This is a genomic window from Dialister succinatiphilus (genome assembly GCF_928721695.1).
In the GTDB taxonomy this organism is placed as follows: Bacteria; Bacillota; Negativicutes; order Veillonellales; family Dialisteraceae; genus Dialister; species Dialister succinatiphilus.
The window spans coordinates 1,442,571-1,460,602 of sequence record NZ_OV788641.1 but is presented as its reverse complement, the minus strand read 5'-3'; the positions used below and the strand labels follow the sequence as shown (position 1 = coordinate 1,460,602).

General features: G+C 50.9%; 19 protein-coding genes and 1 other annotated feature. Of the genes, 4 read left to right on the top strand and 15 right to left on the bottom strand.

All coding sequences use genetic code 11. The features are described 5' to 3' along the window. Positions 1-2 precede the first annotated feature (2 nt). From NW747_RS06090 to NW747_RS06055, 8 genes are all read right to left on the bottom strand, one after another. The gene (locus tag NW747_RS06090) at positions 3-701 is read right to left on the bottom strand and encodes a hypothetical protein (RefSeq protein WP_273096174.1); all 699 of its coding nucleotides are present in this window, start codon (positions 699-701) and stop codon (positions 3-5) included. Position 702: 1 nt separating this feature from the next. Then, positions 703-1,287, bottom strand: a complete 585-nt coding sequence (locus tag NW747_RS06085) for a lytic transglycosylase domain-containing protein (RefSeq protein ID WP_187368020.1) — start codon at positions 1,285-1,287, stop codon at positions 703-705. 8 nt (positions 1,288-1,295) lie between these two features. Then, complete coding sequence (gene coaE / locus NW747_RS06080; protein ID WP_273185922.1) at positions 1,296-1,919, bottom strand: dephospho-CoA kinase; 624 nt, start codon at positions 1,917-1,919, stop codon at positions 1,296-1,298. 58 nt (positions 1,920-1,977) lie between these two features. Next, positions 1,978-4,557: a DNA polymerase I gene (gene polA / locus NW747_RS06075; RefSeq protein ID WP_273185919.1), complete on the bottom strand. Its 2,580-nt coding sequence runs from the start codon at positions 4,555-4,557 to the stop codon at positions 1,978-1,980. 261 nt (positions 4,558-4,818) lie between these two features. Continuing rightward, positions 4,819-5,541, bottom strand: a complete 723-nt coding sequence (locus NW747_RS06070; protein WP_008858532.1) for an ABC transporter ATP-binding protein — start codon at positions 5,539-5,541, stop codon at positions 4,819-4,821. Continuing rightward, a complete protein-coding gene (locus NW747_RS06065) occupies positions 5,538-6,302 on the bottom strand; it encodes an ABC transporter ATP-binding protein (protein WP_273185916.1) in 765 nt (254 codons plus the stop codon). Before NW747_RS06065 ends, NW747_RS06070 begins: the two co-directional genes overlap by 4 nt. Further along, positions 6,302-7,264 carry a branched-chain amino acid ABC transporter permease gene (locus NW747_RS06060; RefSeq protein WP_008858530.1) on the bottom strand — a complete coding sequence of 321 codons (963 nt, stop codon included), beginning with the start codon at positions 7,262-7,264 and terminating at the stop codon, positions 6,302-6,304. The genes NW747_RS06065 and NW747_RS06060 overlap by 1 nt, the downstream gene beginning before the upstream one ends. Beyond that, on the bottom strand, positions 7,264-8,145 hold the full coding sequence (locus tag NW747_RS06055) for a branched-chain amino acid ABC transporter permease (RefSeq protein ID WP_040379370.1): 882 nt from the start codon (positions 8,143-8,145) through the stop codon (positions 7,264-7,266). Before NW747_RS06055 ends, NW747_RS06060 begins: the two co-directional genes overlap by 1 nt. Before the next feature lie 207 nt (positions 8,146-8,352). After that, positions 8,353-8,550: a binding site (T-box leader), on the bottom strand. A 351-nt stretch (positions 8,551-8,901) separates the two neighbouring features. On the opposite strand from NW747_RS06055, the gene NW747_RS06050 reads away from it, so the two are divergent. The 3 genes from NW747_RS06050 to NW747_RS06040 all read left to right on the top strand — a co-directional run bounded on the left by NW747_RS06050 (position 8,902) and on the right by NW747_RS06040 (position 10,275). After that, positions 8,902-9,315 (top strand): ACT domain-containing protein, encoded by a 414-nt coding sequence (locus NW747_RS06050; protein WP_008858528.1) that lies wholly within the window; start codon positions 8,902-8,904, stop codon positions 9,313-9,315. A gap of 115 nt (positions 9,316-9,430) precedes the next feature. Beyond that, the gene (locus NW747_RS06045) at positions 9,431-9,925 is read left to right on the top strand and encodes a PaaI family thioesterase (protein ID WP_273185912.1); all 495 of its coding nucleotides are present in this window, start codon (positions 9,431-9,433) and stop codon (positions 9,923-9,925) included. A gap of 5 nt (positions 9,926-9,930) precedes the next feature. After that, positions 9,931-10,275: a heat-shock protein Hsp90 gene (locus tag NW747_RS06040; protein ID WP_273185909.1), complete on the top strand. Its 345-nt coding sequence runs from the start codon at positions 9,931-9,933 to the stop codon at positions 10,273-10,275. A gap of 53 nt (positions 10,276-10,328) precedes the next feature. On the opposite strand, the gene ftsL is transcribed toward NW747_RS06040, so the two are convergent. The 3 genes from ftsL to NW747_RS06025 all read right to left on the bottom strand — a co-directional run bounded on the left by ftsL (position 10,329) and on the right by NW747_RS06025 (position 12,912). Next, the gene (ftsL, locus tag NW747_RS06035) at positions 10,329-10,628 is read right to left on the bottom strand and encodes a cell division protein FtsL (RefSeq protein WP_008858525.1); all 300 of its coding nucleotides are present in this window, start codon (positions 10,626-10,628) and stop codon (positions 10,329-10,331) included. Next, the gene (locus tag NW747_RS06030; protein ID WP_273185906.1) at positions 10,621-11,565 is read right to left on the bottom strand and encodes a D-alanyl-D-alanine carboxypeptidase family protein; all 945 of its coding nucleotides are present in this window, start codon (positions 11,563-11,565) and stop codon (positions 10,621-10,623) included. Before NW747_RS06030 ends, ftsL begins: the two co-directional genes overlap by 8 nt. Positions 11,566-11,718: 153 nt before the next feature. After that, entirely contained in the window at positions 11,719-12,912 is a 1,194-nt protein-coding gene (locus NW747_RS06025; RefSeq protein ID WP_273185904.1) for a M48 family metallopeptidase, read from the bottom strand. Between the two features lie 324 nt (positions 12,913-13,236). On the opposite strand from NW747_RS06025, the gene NW747_RS06020 reads away from it, so the two are divergent. Next, entirely contained in the window at positions 13,237-14,196 is a 960-nt protein-coding gene (locus tag NW747_RS06020; RefSeq protein WP_273185901.1) for a DUF1858 domain-containing protein, read from the top strand. 41 nt (positions 14,197-14,237) lie between these two features. Here the strand turns inward: NW747_RS06020 and NW747_RS06015 are convergent, their stop codons facing one another. The 4 genes from NW747_RS06015 to NW747_RS06000 all read right to left on the bottom strand — a co-directional run bounded on the left by NW747_RS06015 (position 14,238) and on the right by NW747_RS06000 (position 18,009). Next, a complete protein-coding gene (locus tag NW747_RS06015) occupies positions 14,238-14,684 on the bottom strand; it encodes a YaiI/YqxD family protein (protein WP_273185899.1) in 447 nt (148 codons plus the stop codon). 51 nt (positions 14,685-14,735) lie between these two features. Beyond that, positions 14,736-15,359 (bottom strand): ECF transporter S component, encoded by a 624-nt coding sequence (locus tag NW747_RS06010; protein ID WP_008858520.1) that lies wholly within the window; start codon positions 15,357-15,359, stop codon positions 14,736-14,738. 156 nt (positions 15,360-15,515) lie between these two features. Continuing rightward, a complete protein-coding gene (locus tag NW747_RS06005) occupies positions 15,516-16,370 on the bottom strand; it encodes a hypothetical protein (protein WP_273185896.1) in 855 nt (284 codons plus the stop codon). Positions 16,371-16,731: 361 nt separating this feature from the next. Next, positions 16,732-18,009 (bottom strand): DEAD/DEAH box helicase, encoded by a 1,278-nt coding sequence (locus NW747_RS06000; RefSeq protein WP_273185894.1) that lies wholly within the window; start codon positions 18,007-18,009, stop codon positions 16,732-16,734. Positions 18,010-18,032 lie beyond the last annotated feature (23 nt).

Below are 18,032 nucleotides of genomic sequence, written 5' to 3'. Positions count from 1 at the left end.
TTTCAGTCCGGAATCTCCGGATGCTCATACAGCTCACTCAGGTCCTTTTCCAAATGGGCCTTGATGGTCTCTTCCAGGTCCTGTATGGTTTTGGCATCATACTGATGAATAATGCCGGGAATACCTTTGGCCCTGAGTTCGCCGTAATATTCATCTCTGTATACATTGTAGAAGAAAAGGATGCCTGTTTCCTTTTCCCTGCATTCATAGGACGCGATAATGTAGGAGCCATTGAGCCCCAGGAGAGGACGGGACGGTTCGATGATCCTTTCATAGTGGCCGATAACAGGCGGGAAGAACTGACTGTAATCCCACACCATGAACCCCTTTCCCCGCACCAGCACCGATACATTTTCCCTATGCACCAGTTCCCTGGCAATATACCGGGGTGTCAGGAGCTTCATATTTCTTTTAAATTCTTCAAAATCACCGGTAATGAGCTCGATTTCTGTCAGGGTCATCATACGCAGATCCGATTTCACCATGTAATCCATGGTTTCCTCATCAAAAAGAGCCCTCACCTGCCAGCCGTTTTTTTCATTTTCCCAGCAGAAGGCAAAATAAATGCGCCCCTCCTGCCGGTCCAGCCGCTTCAGCTTATACCCTTCTATATCCGAAGGCAGCTCCTTTTCTATGTCCCAGTCCAAGAATTTCTGACGCCTTTCTGCCCTTTCCTGTTCCAGCTTATCCTCTTTTCCCATCCTATGTTCCTTTCTTTTCCGCTTCCAGCCGGTCCCTTGCGGAAACCACGGATTTCACAAATTCTCTGGTTTCCGGGAAGGGAATCTTGTCCATGTCGGAAAATCCTTCCGGCCAGTGATTTTTCTCAATCCACTCATCCACATTGCCCCGGCCTGCATTATAGGCTGCCAGTGCAAAGACTTCATTGTTATGGTACTGTTTCAAAAGATAATTCAAATACCAGGCGCCCAGGGGAATATTCTGCTCCGGACTGGCCAGGTTATCTGAAGGCAGGCCGCTCTGCTCGGAAATCCAGTGGGCCGTTTCCGGCATGAGCTGCATCATGCCCACGGCGCCTACATGGGATACCGCCTTTTCATTGAATTTGCTTTCCGTCCGTATCACTGCTTCCAGAAGGCTTGCGGAAATATGCTCCTCATCGGCGCACTGCACGATAATATGGGACACCTGCTCGCTGGGCTTCAGGAAGCGGATATTATCGGTAAGAAGAAGGGTAAGCACGCAAAGAAGCGCAGTCAAAAGAGTAAACACCATGGCGCCGGTGTTTCCCTGGTGTCTCTGTACCTCTTTTTTTCTGCGTTTCAATGCGACTCTCATACTTCTTCCATTCCTTTGGGAAATTGAAATCCCGGTACATGCTTCAGTGCTTCCCGCACCTGCCGCCGGGTATCTTCCACCGAGCGGCTGTTGTCGATAATCACGTCTGCGTAATTCATTTTATTCGTGGTAGGCATCTGCTTCCGGATGCGCTCCATCACCTGCTCCCTGGTGAAACCGTCCCGGGAAATGACCCGGGCAATCTGCACCTCCAGAGGCACTTCCACCAGCCATACTTCTTCCACCCTGAGCTGCCAGCTGATTTCCAGAAGGAGCGGCATATCCAGCACCACCACAGGAAATCCTTCTTCCTGGGCCTGGATGAGCTCTTCCCTGGTGCGGTACCAGATATAGGGATGGATGATGCCATTCAGCTTCTGCCTCTTTTCTTCATCGTTAAAAACAATTTCTCCCACCTTCAGCCGGTCCAGCGACCCGTCGGGAAGGAAAATATGGGGACCGAAGACTTCCCGCAGCCGGTTCATGGCCAGACTTCCGGGAATCACTGCCTCCCGGGCCAGCTTATCTCCGTCAATCACAGGAATGCCTAATTCATTCATATAGGAGGACACCGTGCTCTTGCCGCTGCCGACGCCTCCTGTTAATCCGATACGATACATAATACTTCCTTTTTATAAAATGTCTGCTAGTGGACTAGTGGACTAGTCCACTAGCTCACTATTTCGTCTCCGCCCAGTTCTTTCCTTCATTCACATCAGCCACCAGGGGAACCTTCAGCTTCACCACAGACTCCATGGTTTCCTTCAGAAGAGCTGCGATTTCTTCTTTTTCCTCCTTCACCACTTCTGCCACCAGTTCATCGTGTACCTGAAGAAGCACCCGGCTCTTATAGCCGCCTGCCTTCATCTTCCTGTACACTTTAATCATAGCCATTTTCATGATGTCTGCCGCCGTACCCTGGATAGGGGTGTTCATAGCTGTCCGCTCGGCGAAGGAGCGGCGGTTGAAGTTTTTGCTGTTAATATCCGGCAGTTCCCGATACCTTCCAAAGAGGGTGACGGCGCGCCCCGTTTCCTTTGCTTTTTCCACCATGGAATGCATGAAATCATGAATACTGGGGTAGCGCTTGAAGTAGGCCTCGATATAGCTGGCCGCCTGTTTTCTTGGAATACCCAGCTGCCTGGCCAGGCCGAAATCGCTGATGCCGTAGATGATGCCGAAGTTAACGGCTTTGGCATGAGAGCGCTGTTCCGGTGTTACGTCTTCAAACGGAATGCCCAGCACCTCTGCCGCCGTTCTTCTATGGATATCTTCCCTGTTCAGGAAGGCTTTGATCAGACTTTCGTCGCCTGACATATGGGCCAGCACCCGAAGTTCCACCTGGGAATAATCGGAGGAAATAAAGCAGTCATAGCCTTTTCCCGGCACAAAGAGGGAGCGGATTTTCCTTCCTTCCTCCGTGCGTACCGGAATGTTCTGCAGGTTCGGATCCGAGCTGGAAAGCCGGCCTGTGGCGGTGACAGTCTGGTTAAAAGAGGTGTGAATGCGTCCTGTTTCCGGACGAATCAGCTGCGGCAGGACCTCCAGATAGGTGGAAACCAGTTTGGCCAGACTGCGGTAGCGGAGAATATTCTTCACCATAGGATAGGACAGAGCCAGCTCCTCCAGCACATCGGCGGCGGTGGAATAGCCGGTTTTCGTCTTTTTCCCTGCAGGCATACCCATTTTTTCAAAAAGAATATGGCCCAGCTGCTTGGGAGAATTGAGATTGAAGGATTCCCCGGCTTCAGTGAAGATATCCTTCATGAGAAGCCGCTCTTCCTTCTCCATTTCTTCTTTGACAGCCTTCCATTTTTCCTGGTCCGTGGCAATGCCTGCTTTCTCCATGGCTGCCAGTACCGGCACCAGCGGCTGCTCCACCTTTCGGAACAGGGACAGCACCCCGTTTTCTTCCAGCTTCTTCTTTGCATCTTCATAGAGGGAAGCCAGGAAAAGGGTAATGCAGCAGCCCTTCTCCTTCATATCATCCAAATCATCGGGATAAATCACCGGCTTTTCAAAAAGGCCGGCCATATAGGACAAGGGATAGGTCACCCTGGTGGGATCCAGAAGGTACGCTGCCAGGGACATATCAAAGAAAGGAAGGTCCTCTGACGGGAAATCTGACTCAAGAAGGGATTTGCTGTCTTCCACCACCACAGCCTCTGCCTCTTTCAGTGCCTCGGCGGCAGGGCCGAAATGGTCTGCCTCCACCAGCCAGGCATGGCCGTCAGCAGCAGCCACCACCTCTTCCGCCTTGTAGAAAGGCGCCTTGCCGGACAGATGGGCCCAGAGAGCGGCGGTCTTTCCTTTAAAGGAAACAGCGGGATTCCAGATTTCCACAGGCGGAAGGATTTCTTCACTTTCTTCCTTCTTCACCTGGGACAATTCCTGGAAGCGGGGAAGTGCAGCGAACTCCTTCAAAAGGTTGATTCCCAGTTTCCCAAAAAGCTCCTTCATTTCTGCCACATGGACAGGCTGCTTCATATCCTCCAGCGAAGCATCCATAGGTACATCCCGTTTGATGGTGGCCAGTTTGTAGGATAAATAGGCCATATCCTTGTGGGCAGTGAGTTTCTTTCCCCGGGCTCCCTTGATTTCATCTACATGGGCATAGAGATTATCCAGATCCTTGTACTCCGTCAGAAGCCCCAGGGCTGTCTTCTCACCAATACCGGGGACTCCGGGAATATTATCCGCCGTATCCCCCATGAGGGCCTTCATATCAATGACCTGGGAGGGGGTAATGTGGTACTTTTCATAAACTGCCTCCGGCGTCATGACTGCCATATGGGTGATTCCCTTCTGGGTCAGAAGCACCGTGGTGCGGCTGCTGGAAAGCTGCAGGGCATCCCTGTCGCCGGTGACGATATCTACCGGCAGCTCCTTCTCATAGCGGGCAGATAAGGTGCCCAGGATATCATCCCCTTCATAGCCGGGAATGCTGTATACCGCAACCCCCAGCACGGAAAGCACATCCAGGATCAGATCAAACTGGGGAATGAGCTCCGGCGGCGCCGGCTTCCTGGTGGCTTTGTAATCGGCAAACATATCGGTACGGAACGTATGGCGGTCCTTATCAAAGGTGACTGCCATGTACTCCGGGTCCAGATCCCGGTAGAGGCCCAAAAGCATGCGCAGGAACCCGTATATGGCATTGGTAGGCGTCCCGTCCGGCGATGTCATGGTCGGCGGCAGGGCAAAAAAGGCGCGGTATAAAAGGCTGCTGCCATCAATAATAACCAGTTTCTTCTTCATTGTTCCTCCTTCTGCCGAAGCAGAAATCAGCAGGATTTTCCCATCATGGGGAAATCGGAATTTCGCATAAAGTTACTTTTTATTATACCATACCCCATAGGATGGTTCAGAAGAGAGAGATTTGAGATTTGAAATTTTGAATTTCAGACCTGTCCGCAAAGCACTGCCCACTTTATGTTCTTTTTTAGCAAAGAGAAAAGGGACAGATTTCTCTGTCCCTTTTCCCGGATCGTGTTACAACCTGAACGGCTGTTATATTGGTCACTGTTTCTTCTTGCCGCCCAGATATGCCGCCATGACATCCGGGTTGCTGGCAACTTCCTGCGCCGGGCCTTCCATGACGATTTTGCCTGTTTCCATAACGTAGGCATAATCGGCAATCTGGAGAGCTTTACGCGCATTCTGTTCTACAAGAAGAACAGTAGTACCCATTTTGTTAATGTCTTTGATAACATCAAAGATCTGCTGTACCACCAGAGGAGCCAGGCCCATGGACGGTTCGTCGAGAAGCATGACTTCCGGCTTGGCCATAACGGCGCGGCCAATGGCCAGCATCTGCTGTTCGCCGCCGGAGAGGGTGCCGGCGAACTGGCCCTGTCTTTCAAAGAGGCGTGGGAACCGTTCAAAAACCTTAGACAGGTCTTCCTTGATTCCTTCTGCGTCATTTCTCTGGTAGGCACCCATTTCCAGGTTTTCACGGACTGTCATATTCTGAAGAATCTGACGTCCTTCCGGAACGAGGACTACCCCTTTTCTTACAATGTTGTGGGTCTTCATGCCTGCAATGGATTCTCCTTTGAAGAGAACATCACCGGCAATGGGTTTCATGATACCCATAATGGTTTTCATGGTGGTAGACTTACCGGCACCGTTAGCACCGATAAGGGTTACAATCTTTCCTTCCGGTACGGAGAGGTTGATGCCTTTTAACGCTTTAATGTTGCCATAGGCAGCTTCTACATTTTTCAGTTCAAGAAGCATCATTCATCCTCCTTTCCGAGGTAAGCTTCAATAACCTTGGGGTTGTTCTGTACTTCTTCCGGTACCCCTTCAGCCAGTTTCTTACCGAAGTTGACGACCATGACATGGTCGCAGAGGCTCATGACAAGGTGCATGTCGTGTTCAATGAGGATAATGGTGGTGCCGAATTTTTCGCGGATATTATGAATCAGTTCAGTGAGAGCTGCAGTTTCGCTGTCGTTCATGCCGGCTGCCGGTTCATCCAGAAGGATGAGTTTGGGCTGGGTGGCCAGGGCTCTGGCGATTTCCAGTTTTCTCTGTTTGCCGTAAGGAAGTTCAGTGGCCAGACGGTCCGCATCTGCCTCAAGACCTACAAACCGCAGGAGTTCCAGCGCCTGCTGGCGGGCTTCCTTTTCTTCCTTCTTCTGGGAAGAGGTGTGGAGGAAGCTGGCCAGAAGGCCGGACTTCAGCCGGTCATGATGACCGACCAGAATGTTTTCCAGTACAGTCATGCCGGAGAAAAGGCGGATGTTCTGGAAGGTACGGGAAATACCCATGTTGATGATCTGATAGGGTTTCTTCCCTTCGATGGACTGACCGTCGAAGAGGATATCCCCTTCCGTCACCTGGTATACGCCGGTGATCAGGTTGAAAATGGTGGTTTTGCCGGCGCCGTTTGGTCCGATGACGCCGAAGATTTCTCCTTTTTCTACGGAGAAGGACATATTGGAAACAGCGGTAAGGCCGCCGAACTGTTTCACTACGTTTTTCATTTCAAGAAGCATTACTGGTTTCCTCCTTCTGCAGAGGCTTTCTGCTTTTTGCTGAATTTGCGGGAAATCCATTTCACCGCATCATAGGACAGGATGCCGTCAGGACGGAAGGCCATGAGGGCTACCAGCATGAGGCCGTAGATGATATCTCTGTATTCTGCCATGGCACGGAGAGATTCCGGAACGATGGTAAGCACTGTAGCGCCCAGGACGGAGCCCCAAAGTACGTTGCTGCCGCCGAATACGGTGTAAACCAGGATATCAACCACCTTGTTCCAGGAGAAGTCGGTGGGGCTGATGAAGAAGGTAGCATGGGCATAGAGGGCACCAGCTACACCGGCGAAGAAAGCACTGAAGAGGAAGGCCATCATCTTGTATTCCACCACATTGATGCCGGTGAGGGATGCAGCATATTCATCTGCCTTTACCGCAGCCCAGGCACGGCCGATGCGGGAATGTTCCAGGCGATACCAGAAGGTTACTACTGCCACTACGATAATGAGGAGAACAATGTTCATCAGAAGCTGGCCGCCGGTCTGGGAATCAATTTCCAGAGCATCCAGAAGGCCCATGTCGCTGGCATAGTCAGAGAGAACGCTGGCCATGGAAGGAATGCCGGAGAAACCCAAAGCACCGTGGGTGATGTCAAGGTTCAGGGCAATCACTCGAACCACTTCACCAAAGCCCATGGTGGCAATGGCCAGGTAAAGGCCGCGAAGGCGAATGGTCGGAAGGCCGATAATCAATGCAATCAGAGTGGCGAAAAGACCGCCTAACACAATGCCCACAGGCATAGGTACGCCATACTGGGTGGTAACAATTGCGGAAGTGTAAGCCCCCAGGCTCATAAAGCCTGCATTGCCCAGGGAAAGGATACCGGTGCACACGGTCATGTAAACAGTGAGCGCCAGGATAATGTTAATGCATACAAAGGTGAATACCTGCAGGAAGTAGCCATTTAAAATTTCATCCATTACGGTCTGCCTCCTTTGCCTGCCTTGGAGAACAAGCCTTCAGGGCGAATGAAGAGAATCAGGATAATAATGCCGAATGCCACAGCATCACGATAGGTGGAAGAGCCATAAGCTACGGCAAAGACTTCAGCAATGCCGAGGATAAAGCCGCCGGCCATAGCACCTTCTACATTGCCCAGGCCGCCCATGATGAGGACTGCCAGACCTTTAAGACCCATGGAAGTACCCATGGTTGGTTCGATGGCGTTGAAGGAAAGTCCGATGAGGACGCCGGCTGCAGCACCTAAGGCAGAAGCCAGCATGACGGTAAAGGTAATGATGCGGCTGGTATTAATCCCCAGAAGACCGGCGGTCTCCGCATTTTCAGAAGTAGCTCTCACAGCTTTGCCGATTTTTGTCTTGTTCAGCATTACCGTAAGGAGAGCCATGAGCACCACAGCGGTACCCAGGGAAATAATCTGGATGCCGGAAATCTTAAATACGCCGAAGTCCATCAGACCGTTCCCGAAAGCAGCCGGGAAAGAACGGGTCTGCGGACCCCATACCATAAGTGCCACACTTTCCAGGAATGTGGACACACCGATAGTACTGATTAATGGAGCCAGATGAGTCACTTTGCGGCGGCGGAGCGGACGGAGTGCAAAGATTTCCAGTCCATACCCTAATACGGCGCCGCCAATCATGGCACCAATGAGTGCCGGGAAAATGCCCAGTCCCGCTTCTGTTACGAGAAGCAGGCCGATGTAAGCGCCGATCATAAAGATGCCGCCATGTGCCATGTTGACGATGTTCAATACGCCGAATACCAGCGTATAGCCAATGGCAATGACCGCATAGGCGCTTCCCAGCGTTAAACCGTTGACAAGCTGTTGAAAAAACACGATCTTCAATCCCCTTTCCAAAATAAGAAGGCCCGGCCTTCATTTCTTATGAAAGAACGAATGGATAAAAAAACGCCCCTGCTGCAATCTGGCGTCATTGCAGCAGGGGCGAATTGGAATCCGCGGTACCACCCTGTATTTATCACTCATGAAGCAAGAGGTTTATGAAAAGAGGTCCTACAAAAAACGCCCCTATTTCCTTTCGGAAATAGGGGCGACATGCGCGGTACCACCCTACATTATACTCTGTGCTTATATCCGTAACGTGGACAGACGCCTCGGTTTACTACGTTCAACCAAGGGGCTCACAGGTGATAGTCAATACTGGAATGCACCGGCTTGCACCATCCGCCGGCTCTCTGTGCCATGGACCAATATATTCCTTGTCCCGATCATTGCTTGTCATGCCTGTAACGCAGGCGGCGTCGAAAATTACTTGGTTCACTTCCGAAACTCCCGGGTGAGCTTGTATCCTGCTTCGTACTGACTTGCACCAGCCGTCAGCTCTCTGAAACCTTCTGCACGATACTTATCCCGATCCTTGCCATTCGTTCTTTCGTGTTATGGTTGATATTATACTGCCTTGATGAAAAAAGTCAATAGGATTTTTGAAATAAATTTGTAAAGTTTTGTCGCCATGAACGGCCTGGAATGACACCGGCAGCATCCATTCATTTCTCCCCTATCTCCTTTCTGCCATTTATGATAAAATCACTGTAATAAACAGAGCGGAAGGCTCTGATGAAGGAGGATATTATGTTACACCAGGTTTCCATTTTCGCTGCCAATACAAAGGGCGCATTGAGCCGAATCACTTCTATTCTCGCCCGGAACGACATCAATATTTATACCATGCTGGCCACAGACAGTGCCGAATTCGGCATTATCCGACTCATTGTGGATCAGTCCGACAAGGCCAGTGAAGCGCTGGAAAAAGAAGGATATCAGTGCCGGGTAGACCTGGTACTGGCTGTAGATATGAAATCCGATAAGCCCGGCACCCTGGACCATATCCTTTCGGACCTGCAGAATGCCAATGTGATGATCCGCTATCTCTATATTTCCTTCGACCGCCAGACCAGCTCCCCTATTGCTGTATTCTCCACCACCGAATCGGAAACGGAAGCCTTCCTCAAAGGAAAAGGCTACCACCTGCTGGACCGTTTCTGAGAAGCAGAAAAGCCCACTTGAAACTGCGGAATATCCGCAGTTTTTTTATTTCCCTCTGTTTCATCATGCTATAATAAAAAAGAGAAAGCTGCTGCATCTCTGAAGGAGGCTTTATATGAATCAGAAGGAACCATACCCCTTAAACATGAGAGAGAAGGAGCTTCTTCACGAAGAAGAGGAGAAGCTGGGCCGCCCCCTTACCGAACTGTCCGGCGGACCGGCCTACAGTATGTGCTTTGCCTGCGGGAAGGAAAACCCCCTGGGGCTTCATCTCCATTTCTTTTCCATTCCCGGCGGCTGTCTTGCCTTCTTTACCCCCTCCCATGAACACCAGAGCTATAACGACCGCATGCACGGCGGCCTGATTATGACCCTCATGGACGAAGTGATGGGCAACTATCTCTTTTTGAATACCGGCATTCCTGCCTATACGGGAAAAATGGAAACCCGGTTCCGCACGCCCGTGCTCATTGGAGAAACAGTGAAAGTTGTGTGCCGCGAAATCCGGCGGAAAGGGCCCCTGTCGGTGATGGAAGCCCGGGTGCTCCACGAGGACGGCACGGTGGCTGCCGAAGCCACGTCTCATATGATGTTTGAACAGAAAGGATGATTCTTATGGCAAAAGAAGAAATCGTAACCAAGGTGAAAGAAGTCATGAATGCGCCCAGCTGCTACAGCGGGCTGAAAAAGGTATGCCAGTCATACCTGGATGCCGCCGGAACAGAGGGAGAGGAGAAAGCAGCTGCTCTGCTGAAGAAAGAACTGAAGGAAGATGTGTGCTCCATCGACCATGTGATTCCTTTCTTTGAATCAAAAGAGGGTGCTGCATTCTTTGGCGCCGATACTGCCAGAAATCTGGCAAAGGCTGCCCATGAGGCAAAGGATAAGGGCGTAAAATACTGTATCTGCCCGGCCTGCACCGCCGGCGGCTGGCTCCTTGACCACGCATCGGAATGGTAAGGAAACAAAAAGACTGCAAGGAAATGGCTGACCATTTCTTCGCAGTCTTTTTTTCATCGCACATAAGGCACTTCCCCCGGTTTCACCAGGCCCAGGTCATCCCGGGCTTTTTTCTCCAGTTTGGCCGGATCTTCCAGTTCCTCCTTCTTTGTTTCCAGTTCCTGCTTTTCCTGGGCCAGTTTATCTCGTTCCTGGAAAAGCTGAGCTTCCTGCTGTCTGATTCTGATGTAATGGTATGCATTCTGCACCACCACAATGGCCGTAATCAGGGTAACTACCACAAAGATAATGCGCAGCACCGGACTTCCGGGAAAAAGGCGCTTCAGGAAAGGAGCTTTTTTCTTTTTAACCATTCACTTCCTTCGGCTCCTTTCCCAGCATGCGGTTCACAAATTTGTAAATAGAAGGTTCTGCTGCCAGTGCCTCATGATATTCCCTTTCCACCTTGGCAGCGGCAAAGCCGTAGTCCATCCAGGTCTTCACATCTTGCCACCGTTTGGGATCATTGTAGAACACTGCAACAATCAGCTGTCCATCCCTTTCTGCCGAGGCCACCAGGCAGTCGCCGGCAGCCTCGGTCATGCCCGTTTTAATGCCGTTGGCTCCATCGTAGCCGCTGGAAAGGAATTCATTCCGGTTTGCCACATTCCGGTAAATGCCATTTTTGTAGGTCATGGGATAGGTCTTTCTCTTTACGATATCCCTGAAATCAGGATTCTTCATGGCGTAGACTGCAATCTTTGCCATATCCTCAGCTGTGGTGTAATGATTCGGGTCTGTAAGGCCATTGGGGTTTGCAAAATGAGAATTTTTGGCACCGATGGAGACGGCCTTTTCATTCATCATTTCAATGAAGCGGTCATAGGAGCCGCCCACTGTTTCCGCTGTGGCCACAGCGGCATCATTGCCGGAAATAAGCATCATGCCGTAGAGCATCTGGTGCAGGGACAAAGGCATGTCCGGGCGGACTCCCAGGTTTGTGCCGTCCTGCTTCATAGCCCGCTGAGTAATCACTGCGTTCTGATCCAGTTTGTCCTTCCCCTCTTCCAGAGCAATGATACAGGTGAGAATCTTGGTGGTGCTGGCAGGATACACCTTCAGGGTGCCTTCTTTCTCTGCCAGGAGTTCTCCCGTATTACCGTCCACCAAGGCCGCCGCTACGGCTCCCGTTTTCGGCGGAGCCGGCAGCTCCGGTTTTCTGGGAGGCTCCGGGGTAATGAGAGCCAGAATGCCGAAAGCCACGCCTGCAAATACAACCGCCAAAACAAGGAGAGCCAATAATTTCTTCATAATTTAATTCATACAATCCTTTCTACGAAAGCACGGATTTACCCCTCACTGCTTTGATTCCTTACGTGTTATGCCATGGGAATCCCATGGTGCCACTTCATATAATTTCTTATAAAAGCAGATTTCATGAGTAAATCAGTACTGTCAATCCTGTCAGCCGGCTTCTGGAATGGCGCCTGCCTGTACTTCGTTTTCAACGCTGCCGCCATTCTGCTTCCCGGCCTTTGCTTTCTTTTCTATCTTTTTTCTTCGGGAATCGATGTCAAAATCACTTTGTACTGCTTCGCCCCGATCTTTGGCAATCCCTTTGTTCAGGTTTGCCACATAGAGCTTTCCATCTTCTGCCGATGATAAACTGTACACTGCCGTATTTCCACAGTAAATGGTATCATCCTGAATCACCGCATCCGGTACATGGCCCGCATGGTAGAGTCTGTCCAGTTTGCCCGCCGTGAGGAAGGTCCTCTCCTTATCGGTATAGCGGCCTGCGGCAGATGGCTGGAAAGCCTTTTCACCATTCACCACGATCCAGCCGTCCTTCACATCCACATGGCCGCCGGAATACTGTTTCATCCATTTCAGGTTCTTATTGATACGGTCGCTGGTTTTGGGGTGGTTGCCCGGTGCCAGCACCGCCTTGATGCCGGAGGGAGCGCTTTCGCCGTACTTATCCTTCAGCACCTGCATGGAAGCTGCTCCGCCGCCGGGGTTATAGCCTGCTTCCACCAGGTACTGGAAGCCCATATCATCAGCCTCTTTTTCCTGGTCCTTGGTGAATACCGCATTGGACACATAGTTGGCCGCAATATTTCCAAGGAGATATTCGCCGTAGGACGCATCACTTCCAAGATAAATATCCAGCGCCGTAATCAGGCCTACACTCTTCTTCACGCCGTTCACATTATGCCGCTTTTCGCCGTGGGAAATTTCATGGGCCATCACATAGGCCAGCTCATCATCGTCAAAGGCATCCAGGGATCCTTTATTGACACAGAGCACGCCGCCCAGGCTCATGAAGGCATTGATGTCCTCGCTGGGGGACACATAGACATTGTAATTCCGCTCCACAGCACCGGTATTCCGTATATTTTCATAAATAGACTGCACCCGGTTATCCGCTTCTGCTGATTCATACACGCCTGTCTGCTGCTGGCACTGGTCCAGAAGCTGCATCCCCGCTTTATCATCCATGCGGGTATAATAGCTGGAAATAAAAAGGAGAGCCGCCGCTCCGTAAAGAATCTTCTGGGTCGTAGTGGCTGCTTCCACCGTCACCGGCGCAGCTGCCCCCGTAAGACATACCGCTGCCAGCATGGCTGCTGTCAGTTTTTTCTTCCAATTTTTCATGTTCCTGCCTCCCTGAGAAGAACACAGATGGATTTGATATATTGTACCATGTTTGAGGAGAAAAGGAATAGTTTGCTGTCCACCCTGGTCCCACTGTGTTTCTTTTCCACAGGAAACTCTTCCCAAACGGTTTCCTGTCCGGCTTGGCTCCACCTCTCTTCACCTCAATAGGAAACATTTTGCTCATAGTTTCCTGCCTGTCATGGCCCCATCGCCTTTCACATCAACAGGAAACCTCATTCCTGTATTGCTTAAACAGCCGGTCCGTGATAAGATAGAAAAGTATGAATGTATAGAATCCAGCCTCTTGAAAGGAGCTTATGTATGACAGCAGATAATCTGACCTTTTCCCTTGAAATCGATTTCATTCCGGATATTACGGAAGGACGGAATGAATTTAAGCACAAAATGAAAGAGGTGGCCGAAAAGCATGAGGGCACCTATATCCTTGACCCCAAGGGCCGTCCCATCATTTCCGGACTGGCAAAGGATGATGTGGAAGATACTCTGAAGGACCTGGGCCTTCTGGCTTTTGGTTCCTGGCCCTCCTGCATCCTGACCTGCACCATGACCACACCGCTTCCCATCCGTTCCGTAGGCATGTCCGATGGCTGGGACATTTACACCGGAAAGAAGACCTTCTTCGCCTTCGCCCAGTTCCCTTCCGATGCCCTTTCCATTATGACCAAAGCCTGCACCTACTACCTGGAACATGAAAATTACCAGTCCATGGAAGAATTTATTGACAACATGGGCTATGAAGCCTTCCGGGATGCGGTGCTTGGAAATACCATGCCCGGCGCTTCTGAGGGAGAAGCCGGCGATTATTACGGCGGCGGTTTCGCATCCCCTGATGTGCCGCCTCTGAAGGAAGGAGATTTCGTCCGCCCGGAAAACAATATCATGCAGATTATTGAAGTCTATCCGGAAATGGGACCCTTCCTTATGGAATACGGCATGTCCTGTGTAGGCTGCTTTGTTTCCTACGATGAAAACCTGTGGCAGGCCGCCCAGTCCCATGGTATGGATGTATTTGAAATCATCGGTGAAATGAATGAGTTCATTGCAGACAAGTACAAGAAACCCCTTCTCACCAATGATACCCCCATGGAAACCATTCTCACCATGTATCCCCAGCTCCTTCCCGTTTTCCAGGAAGAAAAGATTGCCATGCCTTCTGACATGAAGACCACCATCGGCACCATGTGCCGGGACGCAGGAGTAGACTCTGCCGCCCTCATTGCCAAATGCGATGAACGGCTCCGGGGCAAAGACGAAGCCTGATGGCAGTAAATAAAAAGGATGCGGCAAATGCCGCATCCTTTTTATTTGTCTTTTACCCTTTCCAAAAATGCGCAGAGTCTTTGGAAAAAGAGTTCATTCTGTCTTTTGTCCCTCTTGGGCGGCCCTTTCAAATGATTCCTGGCTGAGCGCCTGGCCTTTCCCGCCTCATACCGTTCCATCAGAAGGGATTCTATATTTTCATCCCTGTACTGCCAGCCATTCTGATGAAACCCGTAGGCCTTTCTGGCAAGGACAAGTGATGCCAGTCCATAGTCCTGGGTAACCACCAGGTCCCCCTTCTTCACAGCGGAAATAATGGCCCAGTCCGCTGCATCCCGTCCCTGATCCACCAGAATGACCCGACTTGTTCTGGAGGAGATGAGATGGCTGGTATCGCAGAATATAAGGACCTCCAGCCCATAGAGAGCGGCCGCCCTTTCCGTTTCCGCAATCACCGGACAGCCGTCGCCGTCAATCAGCACTTTCATACCTGTCTCCCCATAAAAAAACTGCAGGCACCTGCCTGCAGTCTTCTCATTTTATTTCATCTTCCAGCCCGATTTTTTCAGCATGGTCACCACCGGTACAATGATGACACCGGAAACAATGGCTTCCGGTACACCGTTCATGCCAACGATACCCATAATGGTTGCACCGACAGCTTCCACAGAAATCCCCTTGGATGCTGCATAGGGAGCACCTACCAGAAGGAAGAAGGAACCCAGGAAGAGGACGGTGTTGCAGAGAGATCCGCCTACAGCGGCAATACCAACACGAATGCCTTCCCTGCCGGGCATATGTTTATAAAGGAACCATGCAAAGAGACCGATGCACACCCTTGGAACGATGCAGATGAAAGCATCATAGAAAGGATTGTACTGCAGGGCAAACTGCAGAAGCAGACTTGGCGCCCGCAGGGTCTGGATGAAGGAGAAGAGTCCGAACAGGAATCCCACCAGCGCTCCTACCTTCGGTCCTGCCACCAGGGCACCGATAATGGTGGGGATATGAAGAATGGTGGCATTCATTACAATCAGGGGAATAAATCCGTACCCCGTAAGGCCCAGGAAAATGGTAATTCCTGCCAGAAGACCGGATACGGTCAGCTGACGGATACTTAAAAATACGTGATTTTCCTGGGGTGCATGATTAACTTTTTCCATTTGATAACCTCCGTTCTTACTCTCATCGAGATATAAGCCGTAAACTTGGCGATATACTCACTCTGCGGTCCGGTTCTTTTCCGATACCGGCAAAGCAGAGCCCCTCTATCTGCCAACAATTATTATAGCGAACAAATTTTATTTGTCAACACTTCTCTACCTGAAAATCCATGCCGTAAGCCTCCGGGCTCCCATAAGGGCAAGGCCGGTAAGCCAGAGATCGGAAAGATAGGGAAATACGGAAAGATAGGAAGGATCCAGGTAAGCCCTCCACAGGCCGCTTCCCGTGATGCGGGAAGAAACCACCACGGGAATGAAAAGGAGGAAGAGCCAGAAAATGGCTGAAAATACAGAAGTCACCGCCCGCTCGCCCCGGGGCCCCTCAAGGGATAGAAACAGGAAAACTCCGAAAGTCATCATAGCCAGCAGAATCTTCCCATAAAATACAAAGCCGAAGATTTCCATGAGGAAGAAAGAGGCCGTAAAAGGATCCAGCCGCATGCCGCCGGCATAGTAAAGCCCCAGAAAGGAAATCATGGCCGTGCCGGGGATAAGTCCGCTGAAAAAGGCTGAGCCCAGCCACCGGGCAGCCAGGGTGTTTTTCTCCTTCAGCCGGACGTAGATAAGAGAAATCCACCGGTCCAGGAAGAATGCAAGGATAACGAAGAAAGAAAGCACCAGGAATGATGCTGCTGCCGCAGGAACCGGAGATGTTTTCCATATCCTGTCAATGGAGGGCAGATAATTCCAGAATACCACCATCTCTACAATGACCAGAGAAATCCAGACAGGCCCGTGAACGGCGCCCCTAAGGCCTCCCAGCTCGCTGCCCCAGCCCTTCTTCTGCACCAGGTAGAAAATCAAAGGCACCAGAAGTCCTGCCGCCCAGTAGACAATGGTACCCAGGGACAGGGAAAAAGCCGTATGAACCACAAATCCCCCCAGTCCCCAGGGAATGGTCAGCGCCAGCAGCCAGAGAAGCTGTTTTATGCAGTCTTTATTTTTACACATACTATCACCTCAATAGGTATATTGTACCACATGGGGGCAGCGTCCAATGAGAAAGGTTAATGACCCTTTGGGCCGAAGGGCTGCAGATTGCCGCCGAGGCAATGAATATGAAGTCAGCGCTGCAGAATAACCCTCCCGCAGCGCACGGTCATTCCAGCCAGAGCTAAGAATTCCGGTACCTGCTGATATCGATTCCTCTGCCCATAACGATCAGCCGGAGGTAAGACTGGTGTCTGGTAATCAATGGTCTTTGATTTCTTTTGAGCATAGGATTTCCCGGTAAGCAGATAGCAAAAACCCTCTCACTCTCCACCAGCCCTCCGCGAAAAAACCGTCCGGATGTCCGGACGGTTTCCATTATTTATTTATTTCTTTTACCTTTTTTATCCGTTTTATCTTTCTTCCGCTTCTGGCGCATATTCTTTCCCTTGTGGCCCAGAGCTTTATGTTCCTTTTTCTTGGTAGGCTTGTACATGCCGGGGGTTACCACTTTCTTTTTCGGTTTTCCCTGTCTTACGCGCCGTACATTTCCCTTTTCATCGTAGCGGGTAATGGTTTCGGAAATGGATTTTTCCAGTTTTCGAAGGAGACTCCCATCTTCAGGGGTGGCATAGGTAATGGCAATGCCCTTTGTTCCCGCTCTTCCGGTGCGGCCGATGCGGTGGACATAGTATTCCAGATTTCTGGGAATGTCATAGTTGAATACGTGGGTAATGCCTTCCACATCCAGCCCCCGGGCTGCAATATCCGAGGCCACAAGAATCTGGGTTTTCGCCTTTTCAAATTCACGAATCACCTGGTTTCGCTGCCCCTGGCTCATGTCGCCATGGATTTCATCAACCACGAAATCTGTTTCTTCCTGCAGCTTTCCTGCAATTTCATGGGCTTCTTCCCGGGTATTGCAGAAAACCACTGCCATGTAGGGATTCATTTCCGTCAGATGGCGTACCAGAAGCTTGAACTTCCTTGGTTTGGTCGTTTCATAGACCCGCTGTTCCACTGTGGAAGCTGCCGTTTTTTCAGAAACATCGATAAAAGCCGGATGTTTCATATATTTCCTTGCCAGCCGCACCGCTTCTTCGGGCATGGTGGCAGAAAAGAGGAGAAGCTGCCGCTTTTTCGGCGTTTCATCCACCAGAGCTTCGATATCTTCCCTGAAACCATTGGCCAGCATCTGATCCGCTTCATCCAGGATTACCGTTTTCACCTGGGAAAGGTCCAGACTTTTCCTCCGGATATGGTCCAGAAGGCGGCCGGGTGTACCGATAATGACCTGGGGATCCCGTTTCAGCTTCTGCAGCTGGTTTTCAATGGTCCTGCCGCCGATGATATCTACGCCGTCAAGACCGAGCTTCAGAGCAAAGGGGCGGAATACGTCAAATACCTGCTTGGAAAGTTCCCGGGTGGGGGTCATGATGAGGACCTGGGTGGCGCCCCTGTCCTTATCCACCCGCTGGATAACCGGAAGCAGGTAGGCCAGGGTCTTGCCGGTGCCTGTCTGGGATCGACCAATCAGATCCTTTCCCTTAAAAATGGACGGGATGGAAGCCTGCTGGATGGGGGTGGGCATTTTAATCCCCTGCAGTTTCAAAAGGGCTGTCAAATCCTCTGCTACCCCAAGTGCTGCAAATGCGTTCATATATCCTCCTGTGACTGAAAAAT

Excerpts from the sequence above, each read along its gene's own strand:
- NW747_RS06090 (WP_273096174.1), bottom strand. The coding sequence starts at position 701 with ATGGGAAAAGAGGATAAGCTGGAACAGGAAAGGGCAGAAAGGCGTCAG.
- coaE (WP_273185922.1), bottom strand. The coding sequence starts at position 1,919 with ATGTATCGTATCGGATTAACAGGAGGCGTCGGCAGCGGCAAGAGCACG.
- polA (WP_273185919.1), bottom strand. The coding sequence starts at position 4,557 with ATGAAGAAGAAACTGGTTATTATTGATGGCAGCAGCCTTTTATACCGC.
- NW747_RS06070 (WP_008858532.1), bottom strand. The coding sequence starts at position 5,541 with ATGATGCTTCTTGAACTGAAAAATGTAGAAGCTGCCTATGGCAACATT.
- NW747_RS06065 (WP_273185916.1), bottom strand. The coding sequence starts at position 6,302 with ATGCTTCTTGAAATGAAAAACGTAGTGAAACAGTTCGGCGGCCTTACC.
- NW747_RS06060 (WP_008858530.1), bottom strand. The coding sequence starts at position 7,264 with ATGGATGAAATTTTAAATGGCTACTTCCTGCAGGTATTCACCTTTGTA.
- NW747_RS06050 (WP_008858528.1), top strand. The coding sequence starts at position 8,902 with ATGTTACACCAGGTTTCCATTTTCGCTGCCAATACAAAGGGCGCATTG.
- NW747_RS06045 (WP_273185912.1), top strand. The coding sequence starts at position 9,431 with ATGAATCAGAAGGAACCATACCCCTTAAACATGAGAGAGAAGGAGCTT.
- NW747_RS06040 (WP_273185909.1), top strand. The coding sequence starts at position 9,931 with ATGGCAAAAGAAGAAATCGTAACCAAGGTGAAAGAAGTCATGAATGCG.
- ftsL (WP_008858525.1), bottom strand. The coding sequence starts at position 10,628 with ATGGTTAAAAAGAAAAAAGCTCCTTTCCTGAAGCGCCTTTTTCCCGGA.
- NW747_RS06030 (WP_273185906.1), bottom strand. The coding sequence starts at position 11,565 with ATGAAGAAATTATTGGCTCTCCTTGTTTTGGCGGTTGTATTTGCAGGC.
- NW747_RS06025 (WP_273185904.1), bottom strand. The coding sequence starts at position 12,912 with ATGAAAAATTGGAAGAAAAAACTGACAGCAGCCATGCTGGCAGCGGTA.
- NW747_RS06020 (WP_273185901.1), top strand. The coding sequence starts at position 13,237 with ATGACAGCAGATAATCTGACCTTTTCCCTTGAAATCGATTTCATTCCG.
- NW747_RS06015 (WP_273185899.1), bottom strand. The coding sequence starts at position 14,684 with ATGAAAGTGCTGATTGACGGCGACGGCTGTCCGGTGATTGCGGAAACG.
- NW747_RS06010 (WP_008858520.1), bottom strand. The coding sequence starts at position 15,359 with ATGGAAAAAGTTAATCATGCACCCCAGGAAAATCACGTATTTTTAAGT.
- NW747_RS06005 (WP_273185896.1), bottom strand. The coding sequence starts at position 16,370 with ATGTGTAAAAATAAAGACTGCATAAAACAGCTTCTCTGGCTGCTGGCG.
- NW747_RS06000 (WP_273185894.1), bottom strand. The coding sequence starts at position 18,009 with ATGAACGCATTTGCAGCACTTGGGGTAGCAGAGGATTTGACAGCCCTT.